The sequence below is a fragment of the Kribbella sp. NPDC056861 genome (assembly GCF_040687575.1).
Lineage (GTDB): Bacteria > Actinomycetota > Actinomycetes > Propionibacteriales > Kribbellaceae > Kribbella.
On sequence record NZ_JBFBNQ010000013.1, the window covers coordinates 57,916 to 80,942 of the forward strand.

24 protein-coding genes are annotated in these 23,027 nt (G+C 65.0%); 16 read left to right on the top strand and 8 right to left on the bottom strand.

All coding sequences use genetic code 11. The annotated features are described in order from the left end of the window. The first annotated feature begins 8 nt into the window (after nucleotides 1-8). Together AB0P21_RS40965 and AB0P21_RS40970 are read left to right on the top strand one after the other, a co-directional pair. The gene (locus tag AB0P21_RS40965) at nucleotides 9-413 is read left to right on the top strand and encodes a hypothetical protein (protein ID WP_363704920.1); all 405 of its coding nucleotides are present in this window, start codon (nucleotides 9-11) and stop codon (nucleotides 411-413) included. 246 nt (nucleotides 414-659) lie between these two features. Then, nucleotides 660-1,259 carry a hypothetical protein gene (locus tag AB0P21_RS40970; protein ID WP_363704922.1) on the top strand — a complete coding sequence of 200 codons (600 nt, stop codon included), beginning with the start codon at nucleotides 660-662 and terminating at the stop codon, nucleotides 1,257-1,259. 64 nt (nucleotides 1,260-1,323) lie between these two features. Here the strand turns inward: AB0P21_RS40970 and AB0P21_RS40975 are convergent, their stop codons facing one another. Then, on the bottom strand, nucleotides 1,324-1,911 hold the full coding sequence (locus AB0P21_RS40975; RefSeq protein ID WP_363704924.1) for an RICIN domain-containing protein: 588 nt from the start codon (nucleotides 1,909-1,911) through the stop codon (nucleotides 1,324-1,326). A 95-nt stretch (nucleotides 1,912-2,006) separates the two neighbouring features. After that, the gene (locus AB0P21_RS40980) at nucleotides 2,007-2,402 is read right to left on the bottom strand and encodes a hypothetical protein (RefSeq protein WP_363704926.1); all 396 of its coding nucleotides are present in this window, start codon (nucleotides 2,400-2,402) and stop codon (nucleotides 2,007-2,009) included. 268 nt (nucleotides 2,403-2,670) lie between these two features. Between AB0P21_RS40980 and AB0P21_RS40985 the strand changes: the two genes are divergently transcribed. After that, nucleotides 2,671-3,045, top strand: a complete 375-nt coding sequence (locus AB0P21_RS40985) for a hypothetical protein (protein ID WP_363704928.1) — start codon at nucleotides 2,671-2,673, stop codon at nucleotides 3,043-3,045. 53 nt (nucleotides 3,046-3,098) lie between these two features. Here AB0P21_RS40985 and AB0P21_RS40990 read toward each other — a convergent pair whose 3' ends face one another. Together AB0P21_RS40990 and AB0P21_RS40995 are read right to left on the bottom strand one after the other, a co-directional pair. Beyond that, nucleotides 3,099-4,232: a GNAT family N-acetyltransferase gene (locus tag AB0P21_RS40990; protein ID WP_363704930.1), complete on the bottom strand. Its 1,134-nt coding sequence runs from the start codon at nucleotides 4,230-4,232 to the stop codon at nucleotides 3,099-3,101. Next, nucleotides 4,229-5,314 (bottom strand): ThiF family adenylyltransferase, encoded by a 1,086-nt coding sequence (locus AB0P21_RS40995; protein ID WP_363704969.1) that lies wholly within the window; start codon nucleotides 5,312-5,314, stop codon nucleotides 4,229-4,231. Before AB0P21_RS40995 ends, AB0P21_RS40990 begins: the two co-directional genes overlap by 4 nt. A gap of 124 nt (nucleotides 5,315-5,438) precedes the next feature. Between AB0P21_RS40995 and AB0P21_RS41000 the strand changes: the two genes are divergently transcribed. The 3 genes from AB0P21_RS41000 to AB0P21_RS41010 are packed head-to-tail and all read left to right on the top strand — an operon-like array spanning nucleotide 5,439 to nucleotide 8,216. After that, complete coding sequence (locus tag AB0P21_RS41000) at nucleotides 5,439-5,825, top strand: hypothetical protein (RefSeq protein ID WP_363704932.1); 387 nt, start codon at nucleotides 5,439-5,441, stop codon at nucleotides 5,823-5,825. Beyond that, on the top strand, nucleotides 5,822-7,591 hold the full coding sequence (locus AB0P21_RS41005; RefSeq protein WP_363704935.1) for a hypothetical protein: 1,770 nt from the start codon (nucleotides 5,822-5,824) through the stop codon (nucleotides 7,589-7,591). The genes AB0P21_RS41000 and AB0P21_RS41005 overlap by 4 nt, the downstream gene beginning before the upstream one ends. Beyond that, complete coding sequence (locus AB0P21_RS41010) at nucleotides 7,584-8,216, top strand: hypothetical protein (RefSeq protein ID WP_363704937.1); 633 nt, start codon at nucleotides 7,584-7,586, stop codon at nucleotides 8,214-8,216. The genes AB0P21_RS41005 and AB0P21_RS41010 overlap by 8 nt, the downstream gene beginning before the upstream one ends. On the opposite strand, the gene AB0P21_RS41015 is transcribed toward AB0P21_RS41010, so the two are convergent. Then, nucleotides 8,207-10,171 (bottom strand): histidine kinase, encoded by a 1,965-nt coding sequence (locus tag AB0P21_RS41015; RefSeq protein WP_363704939.1) that lies wholly within the window; start codon nucleotides 10,169-10,171, stop codon nucleotides 8,207-8,209. The two genes, AB0P21_RS41010 and AB0P21_RS41015, sit on opposite strands and share 10 nt — an antisense overlap. Before the next feature lie 96 nt (nucleotides 10,172-10,267). Here AB0P21_RS41015 and AB0P21_RS41020 point away from each other — a divergent pair, with 96 nt between their 5' ends. From AB0P21_RS41020 to AB0P21_RS41055, 8 genes are all read left to right on the top strand, one after another. Continuing rightward, nucleotides 10,268-11,260, top strand: coding sequence for a CPBP family intramembrane glutamic endopeptidase (locus AB0P21_RS41020; protein ID WP_363704941.1), 993 nt, complete (start codon nucleotides 10,268-10,270; stop codon nucleotides 11,258-11,260). Between the two features lie 50 nt (nucleotides 11,261-11,310). Then, nucleotides 11,311-12,054, top strand: coding sequence for an ABC transporter ATP-binding protein (locus tag AB0P21_RS41025; RefSeq protein WP_363704943.1), 744 nt, complete (start codon nucleotides 11,311-11,313; stop codon nucleotides 12,052-12,054). 2 nt (nucleotides 12,055-12,056) lie between these two features. Then, the gene (locus tag AB0P21_RS41030) at nucleotides 12,057-14,513 is read left to right on the top strand and encodes an FtsX-like permease family protein (RefSeq protein ID WP_363704945.1); all 2,457 of its coding nucleotides are present in this window, start codon (nucleotides 12,057-12,059) and stop codon (nucleotides 14,511-14,513) included. A gap of 134 nt (nucleotides 14,514-14,647) precedes the next feature. Continuing rightward, nucleotides 14,648-15,481 (top strand): ABC transporter substrate-binding protein, encoded by an 834-nt coding sequence (locus AB0P21_RS41035; RefSeq protein WP_363704947.1) that lies wholly within the window; start codon nucleotides 14,648-14,650, stop codon nucleotides 15,479-15,481. Nucleotides 15,482-15,579: 98 nt separating this feature from the next. Then, nucleotides 15,580-16,299 (top strand): amino acid ABC transporter permease, encoded by a 720-nt coding sequence (locus AB0P21_RS41040; protein ID WP_363704949.1) that lies wholly within the window; start codon nucleotides 15,580-15,582, stop codon nucleotides 16,297-16,299. Further along, complete coding sequence (locus tag AB0P21_RS41045) at nucleotides 16,299-17,096, top strand: amino acid ABC transporter ATP-binding protein (RefSeq protein ID WP_363704951.1); 798 nt, start codon at nucleotides 16,299-16,301, stop codon at nucleotides 17,094-17,096. Before AB0P21_RS41040 ends, AB0P21_RS41045 begins: the two co-directional genes overlap by 1 nt. 183 nt (nucleotides 17,097-17,279) lie before the next feature. Next, complete coding sequence (locus tag AB0P21_RS41050) at nucleotides 17,280-17,798, top strand: EF-hand domain-containing protein (protein WP_363704953.1); 519 nt, start codon at nucleotides 17,280-17,282, stop codon at nucleotides 17,796-17,798. A 113-nt stretch (nucleotides 17,799-17,911) separates the two neighbouring features. Further along, a complete protein-coding gene (locus tag AB0P21_RS41055) occupies nucleotides 17,912-18,688 on the top strand; it encodes an SAM-dependent methyltransferase (RefSeq protein WP_363704955.1) in 777 nt (258 codons plus the stop codon). Between the two features lie 132 nt (nucleotides 18,689-18,820). On the opposite strand, the gene AB0P21_RS41060 is transcribed toward AB0P21_RS41055, so the two are convergent. From AB0P21_RS41060 to AB0P21_RS41070, 3 genes are all read right to left on the bottom strand, one after another. Continuing rightward, nucleotides 18,821-18,937, bottom strand: coding sequence for a SapB/AmfS family lanthipeptide (locus tag AB0P21_RS41060; protein WP_363704957.1), 117 nt, complete (start codon nucleotides 18,935-18,937; stop codon nucleotides 18,821-18,823). 131 nt (nucleotides 18,938-19,068) lie between these two features. Next, nucleotides 19,069-19,563 carry a hypothetical protein gene (locus tag AB0P21_RS41065; RefSeq protein ID WP_363704959.1) on the bottom strand — a complete coding sequence of 165 codons (495 nt, stop codon included), beginning with the start codon at nucleotides 19,561-19,563 and terminating at the stop codon, nucleotides 19,069-19,071. A 90-nt stretch (nucleotides 19,564-19,653) separates the two neighbouring features. Then, the gene (locus tag AB0P21_RS41070; RefSeq protein ID WP_363704961.1) at nucleotides 19,654-20,265 is read right to left on the bottom strand and encodes a GAF and ANTAR domain-containing protein; all 612 of its coding nucleotides are present in this window, start codon (nucleotides 20,263-20,265) and stop codon (nucleotides 19,654-19,656) included. 634 nt (nucleotides 20,266-20,899) lie between these two features. Here AB0P21_RS41070 and AB0P21_RS41075 point away from each other — a divergent pair. Together AB0P21_RS41075 and AB0P21_RS41080 are read left to right on the top strand one after the other, a co-directional pair. Continuing rightward, on the top strand, nucleotides 20,900-22,015 hold the full coding sequence (locus AB0P21_RS41075) for a TerC family protein (protein ID WP_363704963.1): 1,116 nt from the start codon (nucleotides 20,900-20,902) through the stop codon (nucleotides 22,013-22,015). A 146-nt stretch (nucleotides 22,016-22,161) separates the two neighbouring features. Then, nucleotides 22,162-23,027 (top strand): hypothetical protein (locus AB0P21_RS41080; protein ID WP_363704965.1); only part of this gene is annotated, 866 nt, incomplete at its 3' end.

A 23,027-nucleotide genomic window follows, 5' to 3' on the forward strand; every position in this document is an offset into this window, starting at 1 on the left:
GAGACATCATGTCCGTTCGTCTACTCGCTGCGACACTGACCACCGCGGTCCTGGTCGCCCTGACGCCCGGGGTAGCGATGTCGGCCTCCGCGGCCGACCCACCACGCCGCGAGATCTATCGCGACGACGCAGACTGCGTCAGACATCCGGCCAACTACATCAGAATCTTCAGCCTCGACCAGCAGGCGCCGCTCTGTTTTCGCCCGAGACCCGGCCAGCCGGGGCCGTGGGGAATCGGCGACCTTCACATCTACCGGGTGTATCGCGTCGAGAACCAACTGTGGGGTCAGTCTCTCGCGAAGTCCAAGTATCAGCGGAGCTGTAAGTTCGCTCGGCAGTTCACCCAGTGCAGCTGGAGCGTGAACCCGGACAGGACGACAACGATCAACGAGATCCTGATCGACCGGGCGTGAAGTCCTGCCCTTCCGGCGCTATGGGCTTGCCTGAGGCAAACATCCGAGGTTAGTCTGACCAATATCTAACCACTCGCCGTGGTGGTTAGCCTCTCCCCCGGGCTCTGACCAGTTCCAGTGGGAGTACCGACCCATCCGCAGTGCCGCCCTCAGCCGACCGGCTTCGACCGACGACCTGCGCAAGCGTCGCGCCACTGAGTCGCGACTGCCTCCGACCGTCTAGAGGTCATCCCGAAGTCTGTTCGCGTGGTAGTGGAATCCGGATTGGTGGTCAGCAACATGCCAAAAGTACCAACGACGACGTCGAATCGTCGTCCCAAGCGCCTCTTCACCCGCCTTCTCGTCCTGGTCGGGCTCGTGGTCGCGTCAGTCGCCGTGCTCCCCGCCGAGGCTCAGGCCTACGAGAAAGTGGGACATCTGAAGAACCGGCAGCATGGTGGGTGCCTGGTCGTCAACGATGCCGATGAGGTGTACACCAAGCCCTGTGACGGCGGTAGCCGGTATCAGATCTGGCACATCCGGGGACCGGTCGGACATGCTCAAGCGGACGGAAGCGAGCAGGTCACCATCCTGAACGACAAGACCGGACGGTGTCTCGTCATGTGGGTGAATGATGCCGACCGCAACAAGATGGTTCTGAGGACCGACAAGTGCGCCGTCAGCACCGACTCCGTCATGAGCATGGGCATCCTCGACGGCGTCGGCGCCAACTGGCAGAACGTGGCGCTGCGCAACAGTGGCCGGTGGGCACTCGGCCACAACCTGTGCCTGGACAGCGCCGCCGTCTGGCAGGCGTACACCATCGACTGTAACTACGGCAGCTACCAGCGTTGGCAGTTGTACTGATCGCCCGTCAGGCAACGAAAGGTGGCGCCGGCCGCTTGGCCGGCGCCACCGGCGGATTGGTCGATCAGGGGATCAACCGCCAGGTCTGGTAGGTGCCGTAGTTGCAGTCGTACTGGCCGGAGTTCCCCATCGGAGGGCCCCAGGCGTAGGCCGAGCCGATGCCGACGGAGTCCAGGCAGATGTTGTGGCTCGGGAACGGCACCACCCCATTGGGGTAGTAGTGGTGAAGAAGAGTGACGTCGTACCAGCCAGGACCTCTGGCTGTTACTCGAGTCTCCTCTTCACCGGTGCCGACCACTGTCTTGACGGCGGGCTCGTAACACTGATGCGCGTTGCACGGGTGGAGGCGACCGATCCAGAGATACCGACCGTTCGCCTTGTTCTTGATGTTGAACACCTCGGATCCGTTCTCCATCCCGACCGGCCCGGTTACGGTCCAGAGCTGCGCATCCACGTTCTGGCAGGAGGCGGTAGAGACCACCAGCCCATCCGCGGTGCTGGTCAAACAACCGCCCGATGCCCAGTTCTGGAGATGACCGAGCTTGACGTAGGCGTTCGCGGGGACGGTGAACGATCCGGCCGAAACAGCCAGTGTCGCGAAGGCGAGCGCGACTCGGGGCAACCGGCGACGACGTGAAGACTTCTGGGACATGATGGGCTCCACTGGTCAGAGTGGTAAAGGAATGATTGACCTCATCACAAACCCGGCCGGGCCCGTTGTCAATGGTCAGGACCAATCGGCCGCGGTCAGGCGCGGACGACGTTGACCAACTGGAACGAGTAGTGCCACAGATCGCCCGGACCGTTGTTGTTGGTCACCAACGTCATCTTCGCCTGCACTCCGGTGACCTTCCACTTCCGGTACGGCTCGCAGACCTGGGAGTCGCCACCGTACGGGTTGCACGACTGGGTCCAGAACACCCACCCGGCGCGAGGGCCGTAAACGGGAAGGCAGACATTCTGATCGATTCGCGGGCGGTCGATCTGGCCGAGGTCCACGATGATCTTCATATGTGCCTTGACGCAGATTCTCAGATCGCCCGGCTCGGCTGCCGTCGCCGACGTGATGCCGGCGAACCCCAGGCAACTGACGACGAGGGCGGAGGTCGCTCCGATGGCAAGCATCTTCTTTGGACTGAGCATGGTTCTCTCCGATGGTGAGAGGCGCCGAAGGCGCCTGACGGGTCAGCGTCGTAGCCAAAGACTGCGACTTGCCGACGCGACACACCAGACCGGCCCGCAACAAACTACGGAGGCTCCGCAGCGTTACCGATGTCCCTCCGCAGCCTCTGGGCAACTGCGATTCACTGTGGCGCGGCCACAGAGCAAGGCGGCCTCACTTGAGCCTCACAGGGTTGACGGGTTGTGCTGGTGACTCGTGCTTTTCCCGCCTACAGGAAGACTGTTCCCAGTGTCGTTCAAGAAGTGGATTGCCGGACTGGTCGCGCTACCGGTCCTCAGCGTCGGTCTGGCTGCGGTTGGCGACGGTCCCGCCACCGCCGTCGTTGCCGTCGACAAGTCATTGGTTGCCTGCGCCCAGGGCAGCGTGAGTGTCAAGGTGGCCTACGGTCGCCGCATCTATCGAATTGCTCCCAATCACTGTGTCTCGACCGGCATCAGGGCTCGGGCGCAGTTCCACGCGACCGTCTGCCACAACACGTCTCCAGGAGCGCGCTGCCAGGCACTGACGCACTTCGCACTGACCGGTCCGGTCCCGCAGATCGTGGCCGAGGGGCGCTACGGGAAGTTCCAGTGGAAGGGTCACAACGTCAGAGCCATTGGCTGAGCAGGCAACCGCTCGGGCCGATCCGGTACTGCGGAGACCGGCCCGAGCACCACTCAACCCAACGGGCCGAACAGGTTGTTGCCGGGAGCATCGGCATCGATGCTCGTGTAGTAGTCACGAATGGCCACCGACAGTTCTCCGGCGGCCAGGAAACCATTTCCATCGGTATCCAACTGATCGAACAGAGCCGTCGCCTGCTCGGCGGGAGTGCCGTAGGCCGACTGAATCGTCAGCCACTCCTCGACGGCAAGCTTGCCCGGCTCGGCGCCGAGCGCCAGCAACGAGTCGACGGCAGCCTGGAAGAAGGCGTCGTAGCCGTCGACGGAGGTGGCGATCTCAGTGAGGCCGGCACGGAACTCGTCCGGTGACACCCGTCCGTCGTCGTCACTGTCAGCACACGCGACGAGCGCCTTCCACAGCGCGTGGTAGCTGCTCGTCACCGAAAGAGCCACCTCGGACGAGGGGGCGAGGCCGAAACCGGAGATGATTCGCTCCGCCAACGCGGCGACATCGGACTGCTCCACATATCCGTTGCCATCGGCATCGAGCTGGCTGAAGCCACGGTCCAGCTTGCGATCGAGAAGCTCGCTCAAGAATCTACCTCTTTCAGGAGTTGTCGTAACGGTCCGGCCGAGGATCACTTCCTCGGCCGCGTTCAGGGGTTGCCAGGTCGGGCTGAGAGCGGCGTACGTCGCCACGTCGTGCCAGCGGTCGCTGGTCCGGAACAGCTGTCGCAACGTCGCCTCGCGACGCAGACCGGCCGCGCTCATCACCGGGCGCATCCCCGGATGATCGACGCGGTGACCCGCCCAGATCCGGTGCAGTCCCCAGCGCCCGAAGCCGTGAGCTATCAGCAGGCGAGCTGCCTCGCTTCCGCAACCGGCCACCGGGGAGCCCGGGACGATGGTCAGGCCGGTGATCATCGCGTTGCTCCCGTACTCCTCGAAGAGCAGTCCGATCAGACCGTGAGCTTGATCAGAACCCGCTTGACAGATCGCGAAGACCAGCCGGGGCGGGCAGCGCTGCGTCAACGCCGCGACGAAGGCTGGTTCGGACTCCTCCTCGGTCAGCGGATCGATCCCCAGGTACCGGGTGAGGACTCTGCTGGTGTGGATCCGGCGATAGACGGAACAGTCCTCGGGCACGAGTGGACGCAGAGCGACCCTCTCGCCTTCCAGCCTGGTCACCACAGTCCGCCGACGGGTGACTCAGCGGCCACGAGTTCGGCGAGATCGACGTAGTACCGCCCTGACGGCACTTTCTCGCCGAGCAGGATGCGTCGCGCCGCGTCGGTCACCAGCGCCGCCCCCAGACTGACACCGGAGGCGAGTTGCGGCCAGCTGCTCAAGGTCTTGCCGAGTTCGTCGATCGCATCGGCCAGCGCCGGACTCATCCGGTCCCGGTCGACCATATGGACCAGGAGTTCCACCAGCTCCGTCCGCCCGGCCGAGCGAACCGTAGCCGGCGCGACATCATGGATCCGGCCATGCAGCAACGGCCGACGAGCGTCCAGGTCGAACCGCTCGACATCGAGCATGCCCCGGTCGTTGCAGTCCATCACGACCGGTACGCCGAGCTGCCTGGCATGCTGACGCGCGGCGATCTTGACCCATGGGGTGTCGCACTCCTCGACCAGCAGGTCAAGACCGTTGACGAACTCCTCGACCGTCTCCTCGGTCAGCCCGTCCCGGTACAGCTCGATCTCGAGGTACGGATCGAACTCGTACATCCGCCGCGCCAGCAGGACCGACTTCTCCACCCCGAGGTCATGGACCCCGGCGCTGAGCCGATTGAGATTGGAGGCGCCGAGACGATCGAAGTCGGCCAGCCGGAACAACGCGCCAACACCCTCCATCGCACACGTCATGGCCGCGCTGCCGCCGACCGACAGCCCGATGACCCCCAGTCTTCGACCGAGCAGTGCGTGCTGTTCGGCCCGGGTGATCTTGTCCCGGTTGCGATCGGTGCGAAGCTCGCGGAACTCGCTGCGGGGCAGCACGTGAACGACCCGGCCCGACCACGGATAGAAGACCCAGGTCCCGTACTCGGCCAACGGCCTGCCACCCGTCAAGCCGGCTTTGTCCTCTTCGAGTTCGGCCTTGGTCGGCGTCAGGCCGGATCGACGCGCGAGGACCAGTTCTTCGAGCTGGTCCTCGACAGTGTCATGAATCGATGTAACTCCGTCCTGCCTGGCCAGCAGGCGGATCTCGTACTCGGCCGCGGCGAACAATGCCGGCCGCCAGGAATCGTCGACGTGACTGACCGGCATTCTCACGCCCCGATCATCCGGCGGCCGAGCCTGCGCGACAGACGAAACCTGGTGGCCGACCACAGCGCCAAGATCACTCGATCTCACTACCGTGATCACGGTCTGTCAACACGAGGGGGATTTCATGGACATCGGCGAACTGGCTCGAGCCGGGGCGACAACGGTCGTGACCGCGATGAGTACCGGCGCCTGGGAGGTACTCCGGGCCCGCATCGCGCGGTTGTTCGGGCGCGAAAGCGAGAACCAGGAGCTGGAGCTGACAGCGGATCTCGACCGGGCCAGACAGCAAGTGATTCAGAACCCGGACCAGAACGCCGTGGTGGAGGCGGAACTCCGCGGCCATCTCAAGCAACTACTGCGGACGTATCCACAGCTCACCGACGATTTCGCCATCCTGGTCGCGGAGAACACCGCCCCTGCGGGGCCGGGCGCGATCAGTCAACGCGCCTTCGCCGATCGCGGCAGCCGGATCACCCAGATCGTCGGCGACGGCAACGGGCGGCCTCGATGACTGCTATCGCAACGTTCGCACAGCCGCCCGGCTACCAAGCCGCGAAGATTCTGATCGACGAAGGCCGGTCCGTCATTGTTCTGAGCGGTCCCGCCGGAAGCGGCCGCCACACGGCGGCTGTCAATCTGCTCGCCGGCTTGCAGATCGGCGTGACCGAGTGCGACCTCGACTGGTCCAAGCCACAGACCAAGCTGCTTCCGCTGGAAACGAACGGCCGCTACCTGCTCGATCTCAGCACCGAGAGGGAGTCGGTCCCCAGCGGCTTCGGAGGCTCGCTGTCCGACTACGCGGCAAAATTGTCCGATCGCGGCGGTCGGCTGATCATCCTGACGACCCCCGAGCTGTGGAAGGACTGCGCCGAATACACGCGAGAGTGCACAGTCGACCTGAAGCCGCCCGAACCGAGCGAGGTCGTGGAAGCCCATCTGCGCGAGACACCGCCCCACCTCGACTGGCTGAGGTCCACCGATCAGCTGGGCAACCTGGTGACCGAATGCTCGACCTCGGCACGGGCTGTCGACCTGGCCCAGCTCATCCGCTCTCGATCCACCTTGACAGACGCGGACGCGGCGTCGGTCGTCCAGCAGTTCCATCACTGGCAAGGAGAACTCGACGGCCTCCTGAAGGCTCGGTCCGGGACCGATGCACTCACCCAGGCAACTGATGCCCGCGCCCGTTGCCTGCTGATCACCGCCGCTGTACTGGATGGTGCACCGGACGGCGTCGTCCTGGACGCGATGAACGTCCTGCAGAAAAAGCTCAAAGTGGAGCCGACCGATGCGGACGTGCTCCTCGGGCCGGAGCTCACCGATCTGGTCGAGCAGATCGGCGCGGACTGGACCGGCGACTCGATCAGTCTCAGCCGAAGGTCTCCCGGCATCGACGAGGCCGTGATGACCAGGGTCTGGCACGAGCGGCCGCAGATGCGTCAGGGAATCTGCAGGTGGCTGGCAGCGATCACCGGAGAGGGTGGTGTCGCAGCCGGCCGGCTGGATCGGATCGCACTGGTTCTGACCCGGCTGGCGACTCACACCGCTGATCGGCAGATCCTCGACCTCTTGCAGAGCTGGGCCAGTGGTCACGGCCGGCGGCGTAGCCTGGCCATCACCGTCCTCGAGCGACTGGCCGTCGCCCCGGAGGCCGGCGCCCCGGTACGACGCGCTCTCTACTACTGGGCTCGCCAGAAGAAGACCGGGCCTACGGTCCTGACCGCGATAGCCGAGGTCTGCGGCGGAACGCTCGGCGAACAGAAGCTTCAGATGGCGCTGGCTCGTCTGCTCATTCTACTGCAGCGTGACGAGCCAGAGGTCCGCGCTGCCGCGGGCAAAGCCGTTCGACAGCTCGCCGGTACGCCGGGCGGTCTGTCCGCGATCCGCGAGACCATGAGCAAGTGGAACTCGACCCGCGACGATACGGCGGCCGGCCTCGTACTCCTGGCCCTCGCCGATCCAGGCGCCGACGGATCGCGAGGCGCCGAGGTCGAGAGCCTTCTGCAGGATCTCTCGCTTCGCAGCGAACTGGAGCGAGGCTGGGCAGCTCTGATCGGCGGTGACTCCACCCGGGCGGCGGCCCAGCAGGTCATGAACCACTGGATCACCGTCGCTGACTCCCGGGCCCTGGACCGTGAGCTGACCGTCGAGATACTGCTCCCACTGGTCGAAAAACTCCGCGGCAAAGCACTGAAGAAGCTCGTCTACAACGAAGACCGATCGCCGACCAGATGCAGACTGGTGATGGCGTACATGAGGCGCCCCGATCGTGTCTGAGGCTCTGCGCTGGTGGCAACCAGCTCACCGGCTCCGTACGGCGCTGCCGTCGGACCTTCCCGGCGCAATGTTCTCTGCAGTCATCCGGGTCCGCCGCCCTGCGGACCGAGCGCTGCTCGCCGCGGTGCGGAGGAAGGCTGGTCTTCAAGCCGAACTGTTCGCCGTGGACCGGCCGGACGCCGCCGAGGACGCGATCTGGATGGCTGTCACCACCACGTTCGACATCTCGGTCTCGGTCAGGCTGAAGGTCGATCCATCCAGTGCAGGACTCCAGCAAGCCCGCCTCGACCTCGAACGCCAGCGAAGGACGCACCTTGAGGGCCTTCAGCAACAACTCCGCTTCGTCCGCGAGCAGATCCTGTCCGACGCAGCCACCGGGAGGTTGTGGGCGCTGCTCACCTTCCCGGAGTTCGCCGCTCAGCAGGGCGGCAGGGTCATCGACCAACTCCTCAGCAGTCCCACCGCTGAATCCGATCACGCAACAGCCTTCCTGGAGTGGCTCACCACGACAGATCAGGAAGGCCTGAGCGGGCTGCAATCGCTGAGTCGAGTCCTGACCAGTTGCGAGCAGCACGACGCCGTGCGCAGTCTCCAAGCGTTCGTGGGCGGCAGCGATCAGGCCTGATGCCCACGAGGCGCGGGGGCACCGTCGTTGTCCAGAGTCTCGAGTAGCTCACGCATCGCGGCCAGCGCCGCTCGTGCCTCAGTGGTCGCGCCGTCCAACTGGCCGGCCTCGGCCAGCGCGATCATCTGACTCGCGTGAGCCAGCACACTGTGATGCAGCCCGCCGGCGATGCGCTGCCGCTCGGCCTGTACTTCGGCCTCGGCCGACCGCACCAGTTCGGCGATCCTGAGGCCTGTACTGTCCAGCCGACGGTTCCTGCGCCGGCGTACGAGCAATCCGGTGACCCAGCAGCCGGCCATTGGGATCGCCGCCACAACGCCTACCGTGCTCCCCAGCAAGAGAGCAAGCTCCGCGCTGGGCGGATCTCCTTCCACTGATGTGATCAGCCCGAACGCTCCCGCGGCCAGCCCCACCCCGCCTGCGGCCAGGGGCACAGCCAACCAGGTCCGCCTCATGTGGCGGCCGTAGACCGCCACGGCGTACACGGCCGCCACGAAGGCCGCGAAGCACATCGCCAACGACACCCCCAGCCCATCAGGGAGCCAGCCGAGGGCGACAGCGGCCGGCCAGAACAAGCCTGAGCTGATGATCCCCGCGAGTGCGCTCCACGGGCGGTATCGGCGTCCCAGCAGTGCCAAGCCAGGTACGACCGCCAGCAACAACGCGAAGCTGGTCGTTGCCGCACCAGGGCTCGGAGACTCCTCAGCGAGAATTCCGGCTGTCCCGCCGACCGCGACGGCGGAGACGGTGAACGCCAGTCCGACTTCCGACAACCAGTGATCTCGCCAGCTCCCACGCAGCCGTGGCGGGGTCAAGGACAGCAGCGGGAGCGACGGACCAACGCGCAGAGGAATCCGGACCTGCACCTGCCAGCCGTCATTCGGACCGGGACCTGCGACGAGGGAGCCACCGATTGCCTCGGCGCGATCCGTCATACCGAGGATTCCCCGCCCACTTCCGTGGCCGCTGACAGCATCACCGTCCGGCCGATCGTTCTCGACCATCAGCTCGACGCAGTCGTCTTCGCGCCGGACGACCACCCGGACGGTGGCACCGGGCGCATACCGCAGTGTGTTGGTGAGCGACTCACGGACGATGCCGAAGACTGCGTCACCCGCCGGTCCGGGCACATCTGCGGAGACCTCGATCAGCACCTCCTGCCCCAACCGGATGAATGCCTCGGTCAACTGCGCGATCTGTTCCTCGAGAGGACCGTCCCGGTCGCTCTCGCTGGTCCGCAGTACGGTGACCAGGCGGTGCAACGAATCCAGCGTCTCCTGACCTGTCCGAGCCACGTAGGTGAGCGCCTCGTCGGCGAGTTCCGGACGACGATCGGCCAACCGCGCCGCCGCAGTACCGGTGACCACGATCGCCGTGAGGTGATGGGCACTGACGTCGTGCAACTCCCGGGCAAGCCGCCTGCGTTCGGTCACCGCCGCGTCCCGCTCACCGGCCTCGGCCAAACGCAACTCTTGGGCGGTTTGCTCACGAGTGGTCTGCAGGCGGCTGCGGGTCTGTCCAGCACCGAGAACGACGACGTAGCAGACGAGGTTTCCACCGAAGGCCAGAGCAGCATCGGGCCCGACGCCGTAGGTGACGATGGAAGCCGACGTCTTGACGGCCACCAGGGCCAGCGTTGCCATCCAGCCGATCACGGGCGGACGGCGCACCGCGACGGAGTACAGAGCGATCAAGTCGGCCGGCAGCACGCCCACGCCGTCCTGCGGGGTGGCGAGCTGCCCGATCAGAGTCACGGTCGTCACCACGCCGAGGGTGGCAAGAGGCGCGCGTCGCCGGAAGCCCAATGCGACCGCAGCCGCCACGGACGCGGCGCTGACGGCCACAAGCTGCTCTCTGGTCGGCGGTGGGCCGTCCCAGGCCATCAGACGTGGTGAAAACGCCACCCAGACAATGCCCAGGATCAGCGGTAGCAGCCAGTTGCGGATGTGCTCCATCAGGCCTGAATCATAGATCCCTCTACCCAGAGATAGAGAAGGTGATCATGCTTCTGGCCGAGGCGCGGACGGTATTCCCACCAGCATTCTTGCGTCATGACAATCATGCACACGACAACGCCTGTCCGCTACGACAGGCTCGCCCGGATCGCCGGCCGACACGACTGGTGGCGGCCGATCGTCGGTACCGGCCTGCTGGCCGTCCTGGCGCTGGCCGGAATGGTGCTGGTCTACGAACTCTCCTCGACCGTCGGTGATCTCCTGGGGCTGCCGCTGGACAAGGACGACTGGCCGATCTTCGACGACGTCACCGCCGCCGCGATCGACCTGCTCGCCATCGCGATCATGCTGCCGGCCCTCGCCCTGACCCTGCGCTTGGTCCAGAAGCGCGGCTGGGGCTCGATCACCTCGGTCACCGGACGTCTTCGGCTCGCCTGGCTGGGCCGCTGCCTGGTGGTCGCCGCGGCGACCACCGTGGTGACCATGGGAGGCACGATCGGTTTGTCGTACTTGACCGACCCGGGCGCCACCGAGGGTCCCTGGGTCGGATGGCGAACCTTCGTCATCGGGTTGCCGATGTTGATCTGCCTCGTTCCCTTACAGGCCGCGGCCGAAGAGTACGTCTTTCGAGGCTGGTTGCTTCAGGCAACCGGATCGTTGTTTCGTTCGCCGGTGACGGTCGTGGTCCCACAGGCTCTTCTGTTCGCCGCTGCCCACGGCTGGGGTACCCCGTGGGGCTTCGCCGACCTTGCTGTCTTCGGGGTACTGGCCGGCTGGCTCACCATCCGTACCGGCGGCCTGGAGGCCGCGATAGCTCTCCACGTGACGACCAACCTGATCGCGATGGTTCTCGCCTCGGTCTTCGCCGGTGGCCTCTCGTCCGACGAGACCGCCGCTGAGCTGCCCTGGCCGATCGCGCTGCTCGACCTGGCCATGGTTCTCGTCTTCGCCGCGCTGATCCTCCGCCTGGCGAGGATTCGTGGGGTTACTACGGAAGCTCCGCAGTATTCCGATGGCGGCTCACGTAATACTCCGGTCGTAAACCAGGACCATTCTGTGGTCCGATTCTCCGGGACCCGATCTCGGTAAACTTCCCACTGTGGGCGCGAAAGTCTCGCCTCGGCACTGCAAGGAGATCAATGACCATCCAGACGGCCACCCGAACGGCCATCAGCGCGCAAGACCTTCGCAAGGTCTACGGTCAGGGCGACACCGCGGTGGCCGCGCTCGACGGGGTCTCCGTCGACTTCGGCGTCGGCCGGTTCACCGCGATCATGGGCCCGTCGGGCTCCGGCAAGTCGACCCTGATGCACTGCCTGGCCGGGCTGGACACCCCGACCTCGGGCCAGGTGCTGCTCGGCGAGACCGAGCTGACCCAGCTGCCGGACGCCGCGCTGACGAAGATCCGGCGGGACCGGATCGGCTTCGTCTTCCAGTCCTTCAACCTGCTGCCGATGCTGTCCGCCAAGGACAACATCCTGCTCCCGCTGGAGCTCGGCGGCCGCAAGCCCGACCAGCAGTGGATGACCACCCTGATCGACGTCCTCGGGCTGCAGGACCGGCTGACCCACCGCCCGTCGGAGCTGTCCGGCGGTCAGCAGCAGCGCGTCGCGGTGGCCCGCGCCCTGGTCGGCCGGCCCGAGGTGGTCTTCGCCGACGAGCCGACCGGCAACCTGGACTCGCGCTCCGGCGCCGAGGTGCTCGGCTTCCTGCGCCGCTCGGTCCGCGAGTTCGGTCAGACCGTGGTGATGGTGACGCACGACCCGCTGGCGGCGTCGTACGCCGACCGCGTCGTGATGCTTGCCGACGGCAAGCTCGCCGGTGAGCTCACCGACCCGACGCCGGAGTCCGTCCTGAACGCCCTGCGCCAGCTGGGAGCCTGACCGTGCGACGCTCAATTCTGTCCTCGCTGCGCGCCCACCTGGGCCGCCTGGTCGCCGCCTGCCTGGCGATCGTGCTGGGGGTCGGTTTCGGCACCCTGGCGATGACCGCGCACTCCACGGCCACCCACCTGATCGACGAGACCATCGGCAAGCAGAACGCCGGGGTCGACGCGGTCGTGGAATACCACGTCAACATGATCACCGCGGCTGACTACACGACCATCAAGAAGCTGCCCCAGGTAGTCTCCGCGATCACCGAGACCTCGGCGTTCGTGGACGTGACCTGGCCGAACTCGGTCCGGCCGAGCTGGTTCGCCGTCGACGCGAAGTACGACACGTCGAAGATCGCCGGTCCGGGCGCCAGCGCCGGGAGGTTGCCGACGACGGCCAAGGAGATCGCTCTCCCGGCCAAGCTGATGGCGAAGTACAAGCTTCGCCTCGGTCAGCAACTCAGATTCACCGAGTCCGGGGGAAAGGTCTGGACTCCCACCGTGGTCGGCATCCTGGACGACAGCGCCTCGCTCGGCGAATCGAGGGGGCTGGCGACCGAGTCCCTCGTCCGTTTTCTCACGCCTGACGCGCGGATCGATCACATCAAGGTCGCGGCCGCTCCAGGGGTCAGCCAGGCCGCTCTGGCAGCCGCCGTCACCGCCGCTGTCGGCACCGATCTGGAGGTCTTCACCGGCGAGGCCTGGATCGAACACGAGATCCTCGCGGTGACCAAAGGGGTCGATGTGATCGGCGGGATGTTCGGCATGTTCGCCGTGATCGCCCTGTTCGTTGCCTGTCTGGTGATAGCGAACACCTTCACCATCATCATCGCCCAGCGGACTCGGGAGATGGCGTTGCTGCGCTGTGTCGGCGCCTCCCGCAGGCAGGTCTTCGTCTCCGTCATCGCCGAGGCGAGCGTCGTCGGTGTCCTCGCCTCGACCGCCGGTGTCGTGCTCGGCCTCGCGCTGGCGGCGATCGCGCTGGCGGTGGCGAAGGGCTTCGGGCTGGATCTGCCGTCCTCGGGTCCGCACGTGAGTGTGCTCTCGATGCTGGTGCCGCTCGTCCTCGGCGTGGCCTCGACGCTCCTGGCTGCCGTCGTGCCGGCCCGCCGAGCGACCCGGGTGGCGCCACTGGCCGCCCTCCGGCCGGAACTCACACCGGCCGTCGGGACGAAACCTGGCGTACTCCGTCTGGTGGTCGTCGTCGCGCTGCTCGCCGGCGGAGGGGTTCTGCTGGCCGCCGGGGCCAAGATGCACCAGGTGGCGATCGGCGTCGTGGGCGGCGTGATCTCCTTTGTCGGCGTCCTCGCGATCGGCACCCTGCTCGTCCCGGCCCTGGTGAGGCTCCTGGGGATCCTTCCTGCCCGCACCGGCGTACCCGCCAGGATCGCGGTGGCCAACGCGGTCCGAAACCCGAGGCGCACGGCCGCGACGACCTCGGCTTTGCTGATCGGGGTGACGCTGATCAGTCTCACCTGCGTCGGGATCGCGTCGGTACGTAAGACCTTCGACGCCACGCTGCACACCAACCACCCGATCGATCTGACCGTGACCACGTCGGAGCCAGTCCCGGCCAACGCCGCCCGGCAGCTCGAATCTGTCAACGGCATCAGCCACGTCGCCCCGATCCGCACCGTCGCACTGACGGGTGGCAGGCTCCCGCTGGCTGTCACAGGTGTCGACGAGAGCTCGGCATCAGCGGTGGTGCACGACCCGGCCCTGGTCAGCCGGCTGAAAGCCGGTTCGGCGCTGCTCGATGTGAACACCATGAGCAGCCTCGAGCTGAAGGACGGCCAGGCGGTCACTCTGGTGTCCGGCAGGAACAGGCTGACCCTGACGGCCTTCCAGGGCAGCAGCCAACTCGGCGCGATTACCGTCACCACCGGCGATCTGAACACCTTGGCCCCGAACGCCCAGATCACCGGGTTCTGGCTCGCCGCTGAGCCGAAGGCCGACGGAGCCGAGGTGATCGACTCGGTGCGGCAGTCACTGCCGACCGTCAAGGAACTGACGGTCGACGGCGGCCTCGCCACCACCGCGGAGTACACGAAGGTCTTCGACATCCTCCTTTCCGTCGCCATCGGGCTGCTCGGGGTCTCGGTGGTGATCGCACTGGTCGGTGTCGGCAACACGCTCAGCCTGTCCGTTCTCGAACGAACCCGTGAGAACGCCCTGCTCCGGGCGATGGGCCTGACCAGGCGCCAACTGGGCGGCATGCTCGCGGTCGAGTCGTTGCTGATGGCACTCGTCGCGGCGGCGCTGGGCATCACGCTCGGGTTGGTCTACGGCTGGACCGGAACCGCGGCCATGATGGGGGGCCAGATCGAAGGGTCGATCCAGTACGCCGTACCGGTGAAGTTGCTCGTCGTGATCACGACGGTCGCCATCGTGGCAGGCCTGCTCGCGTCGGTTCTTCCGTCTCGGCGCGCCGCCGGAGTCGCACCGGCCGCCGCGCTGGTCACCGAGTAGGAACAGTTGCGGGCCGACCGTAATCTCTCGGCCGGCACCAGTGGTGTTGCGCGCGCGGCATGCCAGGATTTCGGAAATCCGGTCCGGGACAATCCCGGACCGGATTCCTTTCCTGGTACGAGGAGAATCTCGCGTTGAATGTCACCGCCCCTTTCCGCAGGACCCGCTACCTGGCGGCCGCTGCACTGCTGCTTTCCCTACCGGCCTGTGCCGGTAAGGGCTCCGAAGATGCCGTCGCGGGCAGCAAGGCCGCGGCCGCCGGCATCACCTTGGTCAAGCCCGGAAAGCTGACCGTCTGCACTCATGGACCGTACAAGCCGTTTCTCTTCAGGGACGGGACCAAGTCGATCGGCTTCGACGTGGACCTGCTGAACCTTGTCGCCGAGGACCTCGACCTCGAGCAGGAAGTGGTCAACGTCGAATGGATCCAGGTCACCAGCGGTGCCGGCTTCGCGGCCGGGAAGTGCGACATGGGTATGGGCGCGATGACCATCACCAAGGAACGTCAGGCGGCCATCGGCATCACCGACCCGTACATGGACGCGACGCAGGTCCTGTTGACCACGAAGGCCTCCGAGATCAGGTCACTGGCCGATCTACGGGGCAAGAAGATCGGCGTCAATGCCGACTCCACCGGTGAGAAGTACGCCAAAGCCAACGCTGAGAAGTTCGGCTACACCGTGATCCGGTTCGCCGACCTGGCCCTGGGCGAGAACAACATCAAGTCCGGTCGGGTCGACGCTCTCGTCAACGACAACGGCGTGCTCTACCCGTTCGCGGCGGAGAACCCGGAGCTGGCCGTCGTCGCGGAGTTCGACACCGGGGAGAAGTACGGTTTCGCGGCGCGGAAGAACGATCCGTCCGGCACGAAACTGGTGGAACGGTTCAATGCACTGCTGAAGCGGGCCAAGTCCGACGGCAGCTATGCCGAGACCTACCGGAAGTGGTTCGGAGTCGACCCGAAATGACTGGCGTCGCAGCTACCACCGTCCGTCGCGGTCTGAGCCCCAGACAACGATCCCGGTACTCCCGCCGCACCCAGTACGCGGTCCTGATACTGCTTGTCGTGGCCGCGGTCTTCGCCGCCGACTGGGCCCAGATCGGCGACGTCTTCCTGCGTCCCGCCCTGGTCAGTACGGCAGTCACCCAAGGTCTCCCGGCCGCACTGCTGAAGACGCTGGAGTACACCGCCGGCGCCTTTGTGATCGGCCTGATCGGCGGCACCGTGCTGGCCCTGATGCGGCTCAGCCAGGTGGCGCCGTACCGCTGGCTGGCGACCGCGTACATCGAGTTCTTCCGTGGCCTGCCGGCCATCGTGGTGTTCGTCGCGTTCAGCCTGCTGCCGCTGGCCTTCGAGGGGATGACCATCCCGCTCGACCCGTACGGCGTGGTCTGGCTGGCGCTGGGCATCGTCGCGGCGGCGTACATGGCCGAAGTGATCCGGGCCGGCATCCAGGCGGTCCCGAAGGGCCAGGTCGAGGCTGCACGTTCACTCGGGATGCCGGTCGGCCTGGCGACCCGGAAGATCGTGCTGCCGCAGGCGTTCCGGATCGTGCTGCCTGCGTTGGCCAACGACCTGATCCTGCTGGTGAAGGACTCGTCGCTGGTGTTCATCATCGGGATCTCCGCGTCAGCGAACGAACTGACCGGCTTCGGTCGCGAACTGGCCAACACCGAGTCGAATCTGACCCCGTTGATCACGGCCGGCTTCTGCTATCTGATCATCACCCTGCCGCTGGGCCTGCTGGTCCGCCGGCTCGAGGCAAAAGCTGCGAGGGCCCGCTGATGACTGCACAAGATGCTTTGCCCACCCCGCCGCCCCGGTCGGTGGAGATCAAGAACCTGCACAAGTCGTTCGGCGACAACCACGTCCTGCGCGGCATCGACTTCACCGTCGAGCAGGGCGAGGTGGTCTGCGTGATCGGGCCGTCCGGCTCGGGCAAGTCGACGCTGCTGCGGTGCGTGAACCTGCTCGAAGTACCGGAGCAGGGTCAGGTGCTGGTCAGCGGCGAGGACATCACCGACCCGGACTGCCACCTGGACGCCGCCCGCGCCCGGATCGGGATGGTGTTCCAGCAGTTCAACCTGTTCCCGCACCTGTCGGTACTGACCAACTGCATCATCGCCCAGACCACCGTACTCAAGCGTGGTGCGGCAGAAGCCACCAAGATCGCGCGCGCCAATCTGGAACGCGTCGGTCTGCACGACAAGATCGACGCGTTCCCGTCGCAGCTGTCCGGTGGGCAGCAGCAGCGGGTGGCGATCGCCCGGGCGCTGTCGATGGACCCGGCGCTGATGCTCTTCGACGAGCCCACGTCGGCCCTCGACCCGGAGCTGGTCGGCGACGTCCTGACGGTGATGCGCAAGCTCGCCCTGGATGGGATGACGATGCTCGTGGTCACCCACGAGATGGCCTTCGCCCGGGAGGTGGCCGACCGGGTCGTCTTCATGGACGGCGGCGTGATCGTCGAGCAGGGCCCGCCGGCCGAGGTGATCGGCAACCCGCAGCAGGAGCGCACCCGCACCTTCCTGCGCCGGGTGCTCAACCCCACCCAGGCCGAACCGGAGCAACCAGTGGCCTGACGGCAACATCGGATCGACGCGCCGACATGACTTCGGCCGTGCCCCTGATCGGCTGCCCGTCCGCAGCGGGCTGTGGCACGGCCGAAGGGTTTGGTCCGCCGGTTTGGCCGGCGGCAGTTCTGACAGGCATCTTCGGACCGACGTCTCCATGACCGCCCCATGTCGAGAGGAAGAAGACAGCACTTGAGCGACCTGCTGAACCACAAGCTGGACCGGGTCTTTGCGCAACTCGATGCTGATGGCAACGGTTTTGTCGACGAGACCGACGTCACGGCCCTGGTCGGACGTGTCGTCACCAGCTTCGCCCTCGCCCCGGATTCCGCCGAAACCGTCACCCGCACCTGCCGATCACTGTGGTCAGCCCTGCTCGAGAACTCGGATGCCGAGGGCGATGGCATCGTGTCGTCGACGGAGTTCCGCGCCGGGCTGATCAAGGTCACCTCACCGAATGTCTACGCCGGATCGTTCCGGGCCGCGGTCGACTCGCTGCTGGCCCTCGGCCAGCAACCCGATCGGCTGACCGCGGAGGAGTGGACGAAGATCCGGGCCGCTCTGGGAACCAGCGAGGCTCGGGCCGGGATCCTGTTCGACCTGCTGGACGAAGATCGCCGAGGATCCCTGGCCGTTGAGCAACTCGCCGCCGCGATCCGCGAGTACTACACGAGCACCGATCCCGGCACCATCGGCAACAGCTTGTTCTGAGAGCAACCGTGCGTGCCCGGCGTGCGACGGCAGGTAGTACCAGATGCCCGAGCATTGCCCTCGGCAACCACCAGGAATATGGTGCAGATCTCAGCGTGAATGCGAGGTACGTGATGCTCGATCTGGAAGTCGACCGGCCGCATCCGGCCAGGGTCTACGACTACATCCTCGGCGGGGGGCAGCATTTCGCGTCCGACCGGGCTGCCGCGGAGGACATGCTGAAAGGCTGGCCGGACCTCCGCATGTCGATGCAGCAGAACCGGCGATTCATGCATCGGGTCGTCGCCCACCTGGCGGGCGACGTCGGCATCCGCCAGTTCCTTGATATCGGCGCCGGCATACCGACCTCGCCGAACGCCCATGAAATCGCCCAGCGGATCGCACCTGACTCCCGGGTCGTCTATGTCGACAACGATCCGATCGCCCGTGCTCATGCCCTGGAAGACGACGACCTGAGCTCCCACTCGGTCTACCTGCAGGCCGACTTCCGTGATCCGGCCGGTATCTTCGCAGCTCCTGACCTTCTTGGGACCCTCGATCTGTCCAGACCCGTCGCCGTGCTGGTCATCGCAATGGTGCAGTTCATCGGTGACGACGAAGCTTATGATCTTGTCCGCTCAACGATGGAGAAGGTCCCACCGGGCAGTTACCTGGCCCTGACCACGGTCACCGCCGACAGCAATCCCACCGTGGCCCGGATCGCTCAGGACTACACAGATCACGGCATGCCGATGTACGTTCGCGACCACAAGTCAGCCGAGCAGTTCTTCGACGGCCTCGACCTGGTCGCTCCTGGCGTAGTACTGGCACATCACTGGCCGACCCTCGTCGACGGCTCCGTCCGCGACGCAGAAGTCGGTATGTACGCCGGCCTCGCCCGCAAGCCCTGAGCCAAACAGCACAACGACCGCCCGAACCACGAAGCCGGTTGAACTGCCAGGTCTCTCCGACTGGGCTCGTTCACAACTGACTGCGCTGGCCAGTGCCCGCACGGAACGCGGGCACTGGCCAGTTGGAAGAGGTCAGCCGTCGATCGAGAAATCGCTGCACAGCAGCAAACTGAGACCGCTGGCCACCGCGTGAATCGAACCGTTCCTGCCCGCCTGTGCAGTCAAACCTTGAAGATCGAGCAACGCCATTTTGTTCCTCTCGTTATCGGTTCCGGCCAACTGACCGAACCGAGGCTTCACATCGTGATCACTCGATCACATAAAGCGACCAACTCCAAGCATCTATTAAGGACCTTTCGGACCCTCCACAGCCCGCCGTCTCAGCGAAGCCTCCGATCCGCCTGCACCTTCTCGACGTCGCACTCGTCCCACGGGCACACGATCTGATGTCGAGCGACAGGGCGAAGGCAAAGCCAAGCCCCCCGGGCCTGCTTGCTCCTGGTTGCAGTGATGTCACCGTTGGCGCGCCGGCTGAGCTCCCTCGCGGCAGCCTGCGAGTCTTCCGGCAGCGGTTCCCACGGAAAGTCGAGCAGGGCCCACGGATCCGATGCCGGTTCAGCCGGTGTGTTCGACCAGTACAGGCACGCCACGCCAACCGTAGCCCGATAAAACCTCCGGTCGTCGACCGGCGTCGCCAGCCGCCACTTGAAGCTGTTCAGCGTCGGGGAACAGAACGACAGCCACCTGCGGTGGTCCAGGACGCGCACAGGTTGCGCGTGCCTCCCCAGCTCGAACTCAGCCGCGTACAGCACGCCGTCACGAAACTTCGGCGTTGCGAGATCTCCGGATTTCCCCGGTCCCTCGATGATCGGCATCTCATCAGGCACCACGGATTCCGCCTCGGTGCTCGCAGATAGTGCCGTAGCTCTGGTTCACAGCCCGCAGTCCGCTGTAGATGCGGGGATTCACTTCCGGTCGGGTAGTTCGCGGGTTGCGATGATCTCGTCGGCTACGGCCCGCAGTTTCCGGTTGCTGTCTTGCGAGTAGCGTTTCAGTACTTCGAACGTCCGGTCGCTGTCGAGCTGGAATCGCTCCATCAAGATGCCGATCGCCTGACCCACCAGCCGGCGGGCATCCACAGCTTGGGTCATGGAGTGGTTGTGGCGAGCTGTGGAGATCGCGACCGATGCGTGCTCGGCCAGAATGTGCGCTACCGCCAAGTCGTCGGCATCGAAGCCGTGCGGCTTGTCGCTGTAGAGGCTCAGGACTGCCCGAGCCCGGCCAGCCACCATGAGTGGCAGGTGGACGGCACTGGCGAATCCGGCCTGCGCAAGCTGAGCACGCCAACTGTCGGACCACCTGTCCTCTGTTGCGATGTCGGGAATGTAGACGGTGGCCTCTTCGGCGATCGTGGTGAGCAACGGCCCCTGACCCGCTTCGATCTGAAGGCGGTACAACTCCGCGAGCTTGGTGTCAGTAGCCGCGAGCACTTCCGGGAGTCGGCTTTTGGTGATCAAGACGACCGAGGCGTACTTGCACCACACAGCCTGCAATGCGTACTGCACCACGCCATCCACCGTCAGCTCGACGGTATCGAGAGCGTGCAGCTCAGCGGCCAGGCGAGCGAATGTCTGCTCCGACGAGTGCTCTTGGGGCATGGACGAATCTCCTATCGCACAGCGACAGTCGCCCACGCTTCCGGAGCATCCCCATCTTGCCTGATCGTCCGAACAAGTTGATGTGGACCTGTCCGAAACATGGTCCGGTCCGAATTAGACGCAACCCAGTAAGTAAGCGGGTGGGGGCCGGGTGTTGAGCAGACAGCGCCTGGTCATCTGCAGCCATGAACCCTGCGCGTCACCATGAGCGAGGTACTTGGGCGAGACAAACGGCACGTGGCCAGGCCCGAAGTAAGCCTCAAATACGGACCTGGCCACGCCGAACCGCCAGGGCTGCTGGTCAGAACCCTCGCACTCTCGATGACGCAACGCCTGCAGGCCTCACTGGTCAACGTAAGCTCCCTGTACCCACTGTTGCCCAGCTCACCCCTCGAATAGCGATCTCAACATCGTCGTCGGCCTGTTCAACCGATCTGACCCAGCCCCGCGGGCAGCGACCCAGGACCTCGATATGAGAGGTTGCCGAGTTCATTGCCAATAGCAATCGCTTGACGCAGCGTCCTGATCGCGGCCGGATACCGGCCTCGAGCTGGTGGAGACCGGCAGCAATCATCGGCCTCGAGGCTCGGCCCTGCGACTGGATGCGGCGTGTACGGTCGGTCTTCCAACTGCCGGTCTCTTGCCGAGGACAACTGGAGGGCGAGTGCTCGATATCAGCGCGGTGACCTGGATGACGACCATCGGCGTCATCATCGTGCTCCTTGCCGTAGATCTGGCGGTCGCAGCAGTGCGTCCGCATCGGGTCGGCTTCCGAGAGGCCGCCGCGTGGTCTGTTTTCTACGTACTGGTCGCTATCGGGTTCGGGCTGTGGTTCCTCAGCGCCCACGGCTCGGTGTTCGGAGCGGAGTACTTCGCCGGCTACATCGTCGAGAAGAGTCTCTCGGTCGACAACCTCTTCGTTTTCGTCATCATCATGGCTACCTTCGCTGTCCCGGAGGAACACCAGCACAAAGTGCTGACCTTCGGCATCCTGCTCGCCCTGGTGATGCGAGGAATATTCATCGCAGTGGGCGCAACGCTGCTGTCGCTGTTCTCTTTCATGTTCCTCGTTTTCGGCGCGCTGCTGCTCTACACGGCCTTGCAGCTGTTTCGTCACCGCAACGAGGATCCCGACGTCGAGAACAACGTCATCGTCAAGACAGCGCGCCGAGTTCTCCCGGTGAGTGACGAATACGACGGCGGCAAGCTGTTCACGCGGCTGGACGGCCGGAGACTGGTCACCCCGCTGTTCGTAGTCCTCGTCGCGATCGGTGGCGTCGACCTGCTGTTCGCCCTCGACTCGATCCCGGCAGTGTTCGGCGTCACCGAGCAGCCGTACATCGTCTTCACCGCCAACGCGTTCGCTCTGCTCGGCCTGCGGGCACTGTTCTTCCTCGTCAAGGGACTGCTCGACCGCCTCGTCTATCTGTCCGCCGGACTAGCGATCATTCTGGCTTTCATCGGCGTCAAGCTGATCTTGCACTGGGCCCACGTAGACATCGACAAGCGAATCCCGGAAGTACCGACACCGATCAGCCTCGGCGTCATCATCACCATTCTCGTTGTTGTGGTGATCGCCAGTCTGCTCAAGACCCGCGGGGACACTTCCGTCACCGCACACGCGGGATCACTTCATGCAAGTCGCTCCGCCGACCGCGAACCCGATTGACAGACAGACTGCAACTCAGCTGCAACACATCCTTTACGCCACTCTCCGTAACTACTCTCAGACTGAGAGTAATGGTGGTTGGGCTGTCGCTGACTGAGGAGTGACCGATCATGAAGCGTGTACAGGCGAAATTCTTAACTGTTCTGATGTCAGTGAGTTTGCTCGCGCTGCCGTCGTTGAGCTACGCCCAGAGCTCGGGCAGTCACGGAGAAAAAGGCAAGCGATACAACACGGAGTGGAAAACACTCAAGGCGCTGGACCCGAAGTACGAGGTCCAGCAACTTACGACGTCGGACAATCTCGACAACAAGATGTACCTCGGTGTTGATCCGTACGTTCCATCGATGAACTCGGTCGTGTTCATGTCCGACCGTAACGGCGCTCAGAACCTGTACCTGATGTCACTGAAGGACGGCTCGTTCCGGCAGGTGACCGCCTCCGACGAACTGGACGGAAACCACAGCAACGTCTCACCCGCGACCGAAGAGGCGTTCTTCCGGGAAGGAAGGACCATCAAGCGGGTCAGCCTGAACGCCCCTTACAAGGAACAGGCCGTTTACACCGCGGACAAAAAGTACGACATCAAGGGGATCGTTGCGCTGACCGGCAACGGAAAGACGATCGCGTTGTCGCTGAACTACGACGACGACAAGAGGTCCGACCTCGTCACGATCGACGTCAAGACAGGCAAGCAGACAACGGTCAAGACCATCGATGGCAAGGTCGACCATGTGCTGGTCAATCCGACCGGAACGCATCTGGTCTACCACATCTACAAGGACGACGAGGTCGGCGTCATCGACATCGAGTCGAAGGACAAGAAACTTCTGACCAAGTCCGGCGACCACGGCGTACACCCGTTCTGGGGTGACGCGACGAACGCCGGGTTCGTCCTGAAACTCGACGACAAGAAGCCGCTCGAGCAGATCGTCATCTACAACACCAAGAAAGACAAGATCAAACGCTATGACATCGACGTGAAGGGCAACCATTTCGCGATCAACTCGACGGG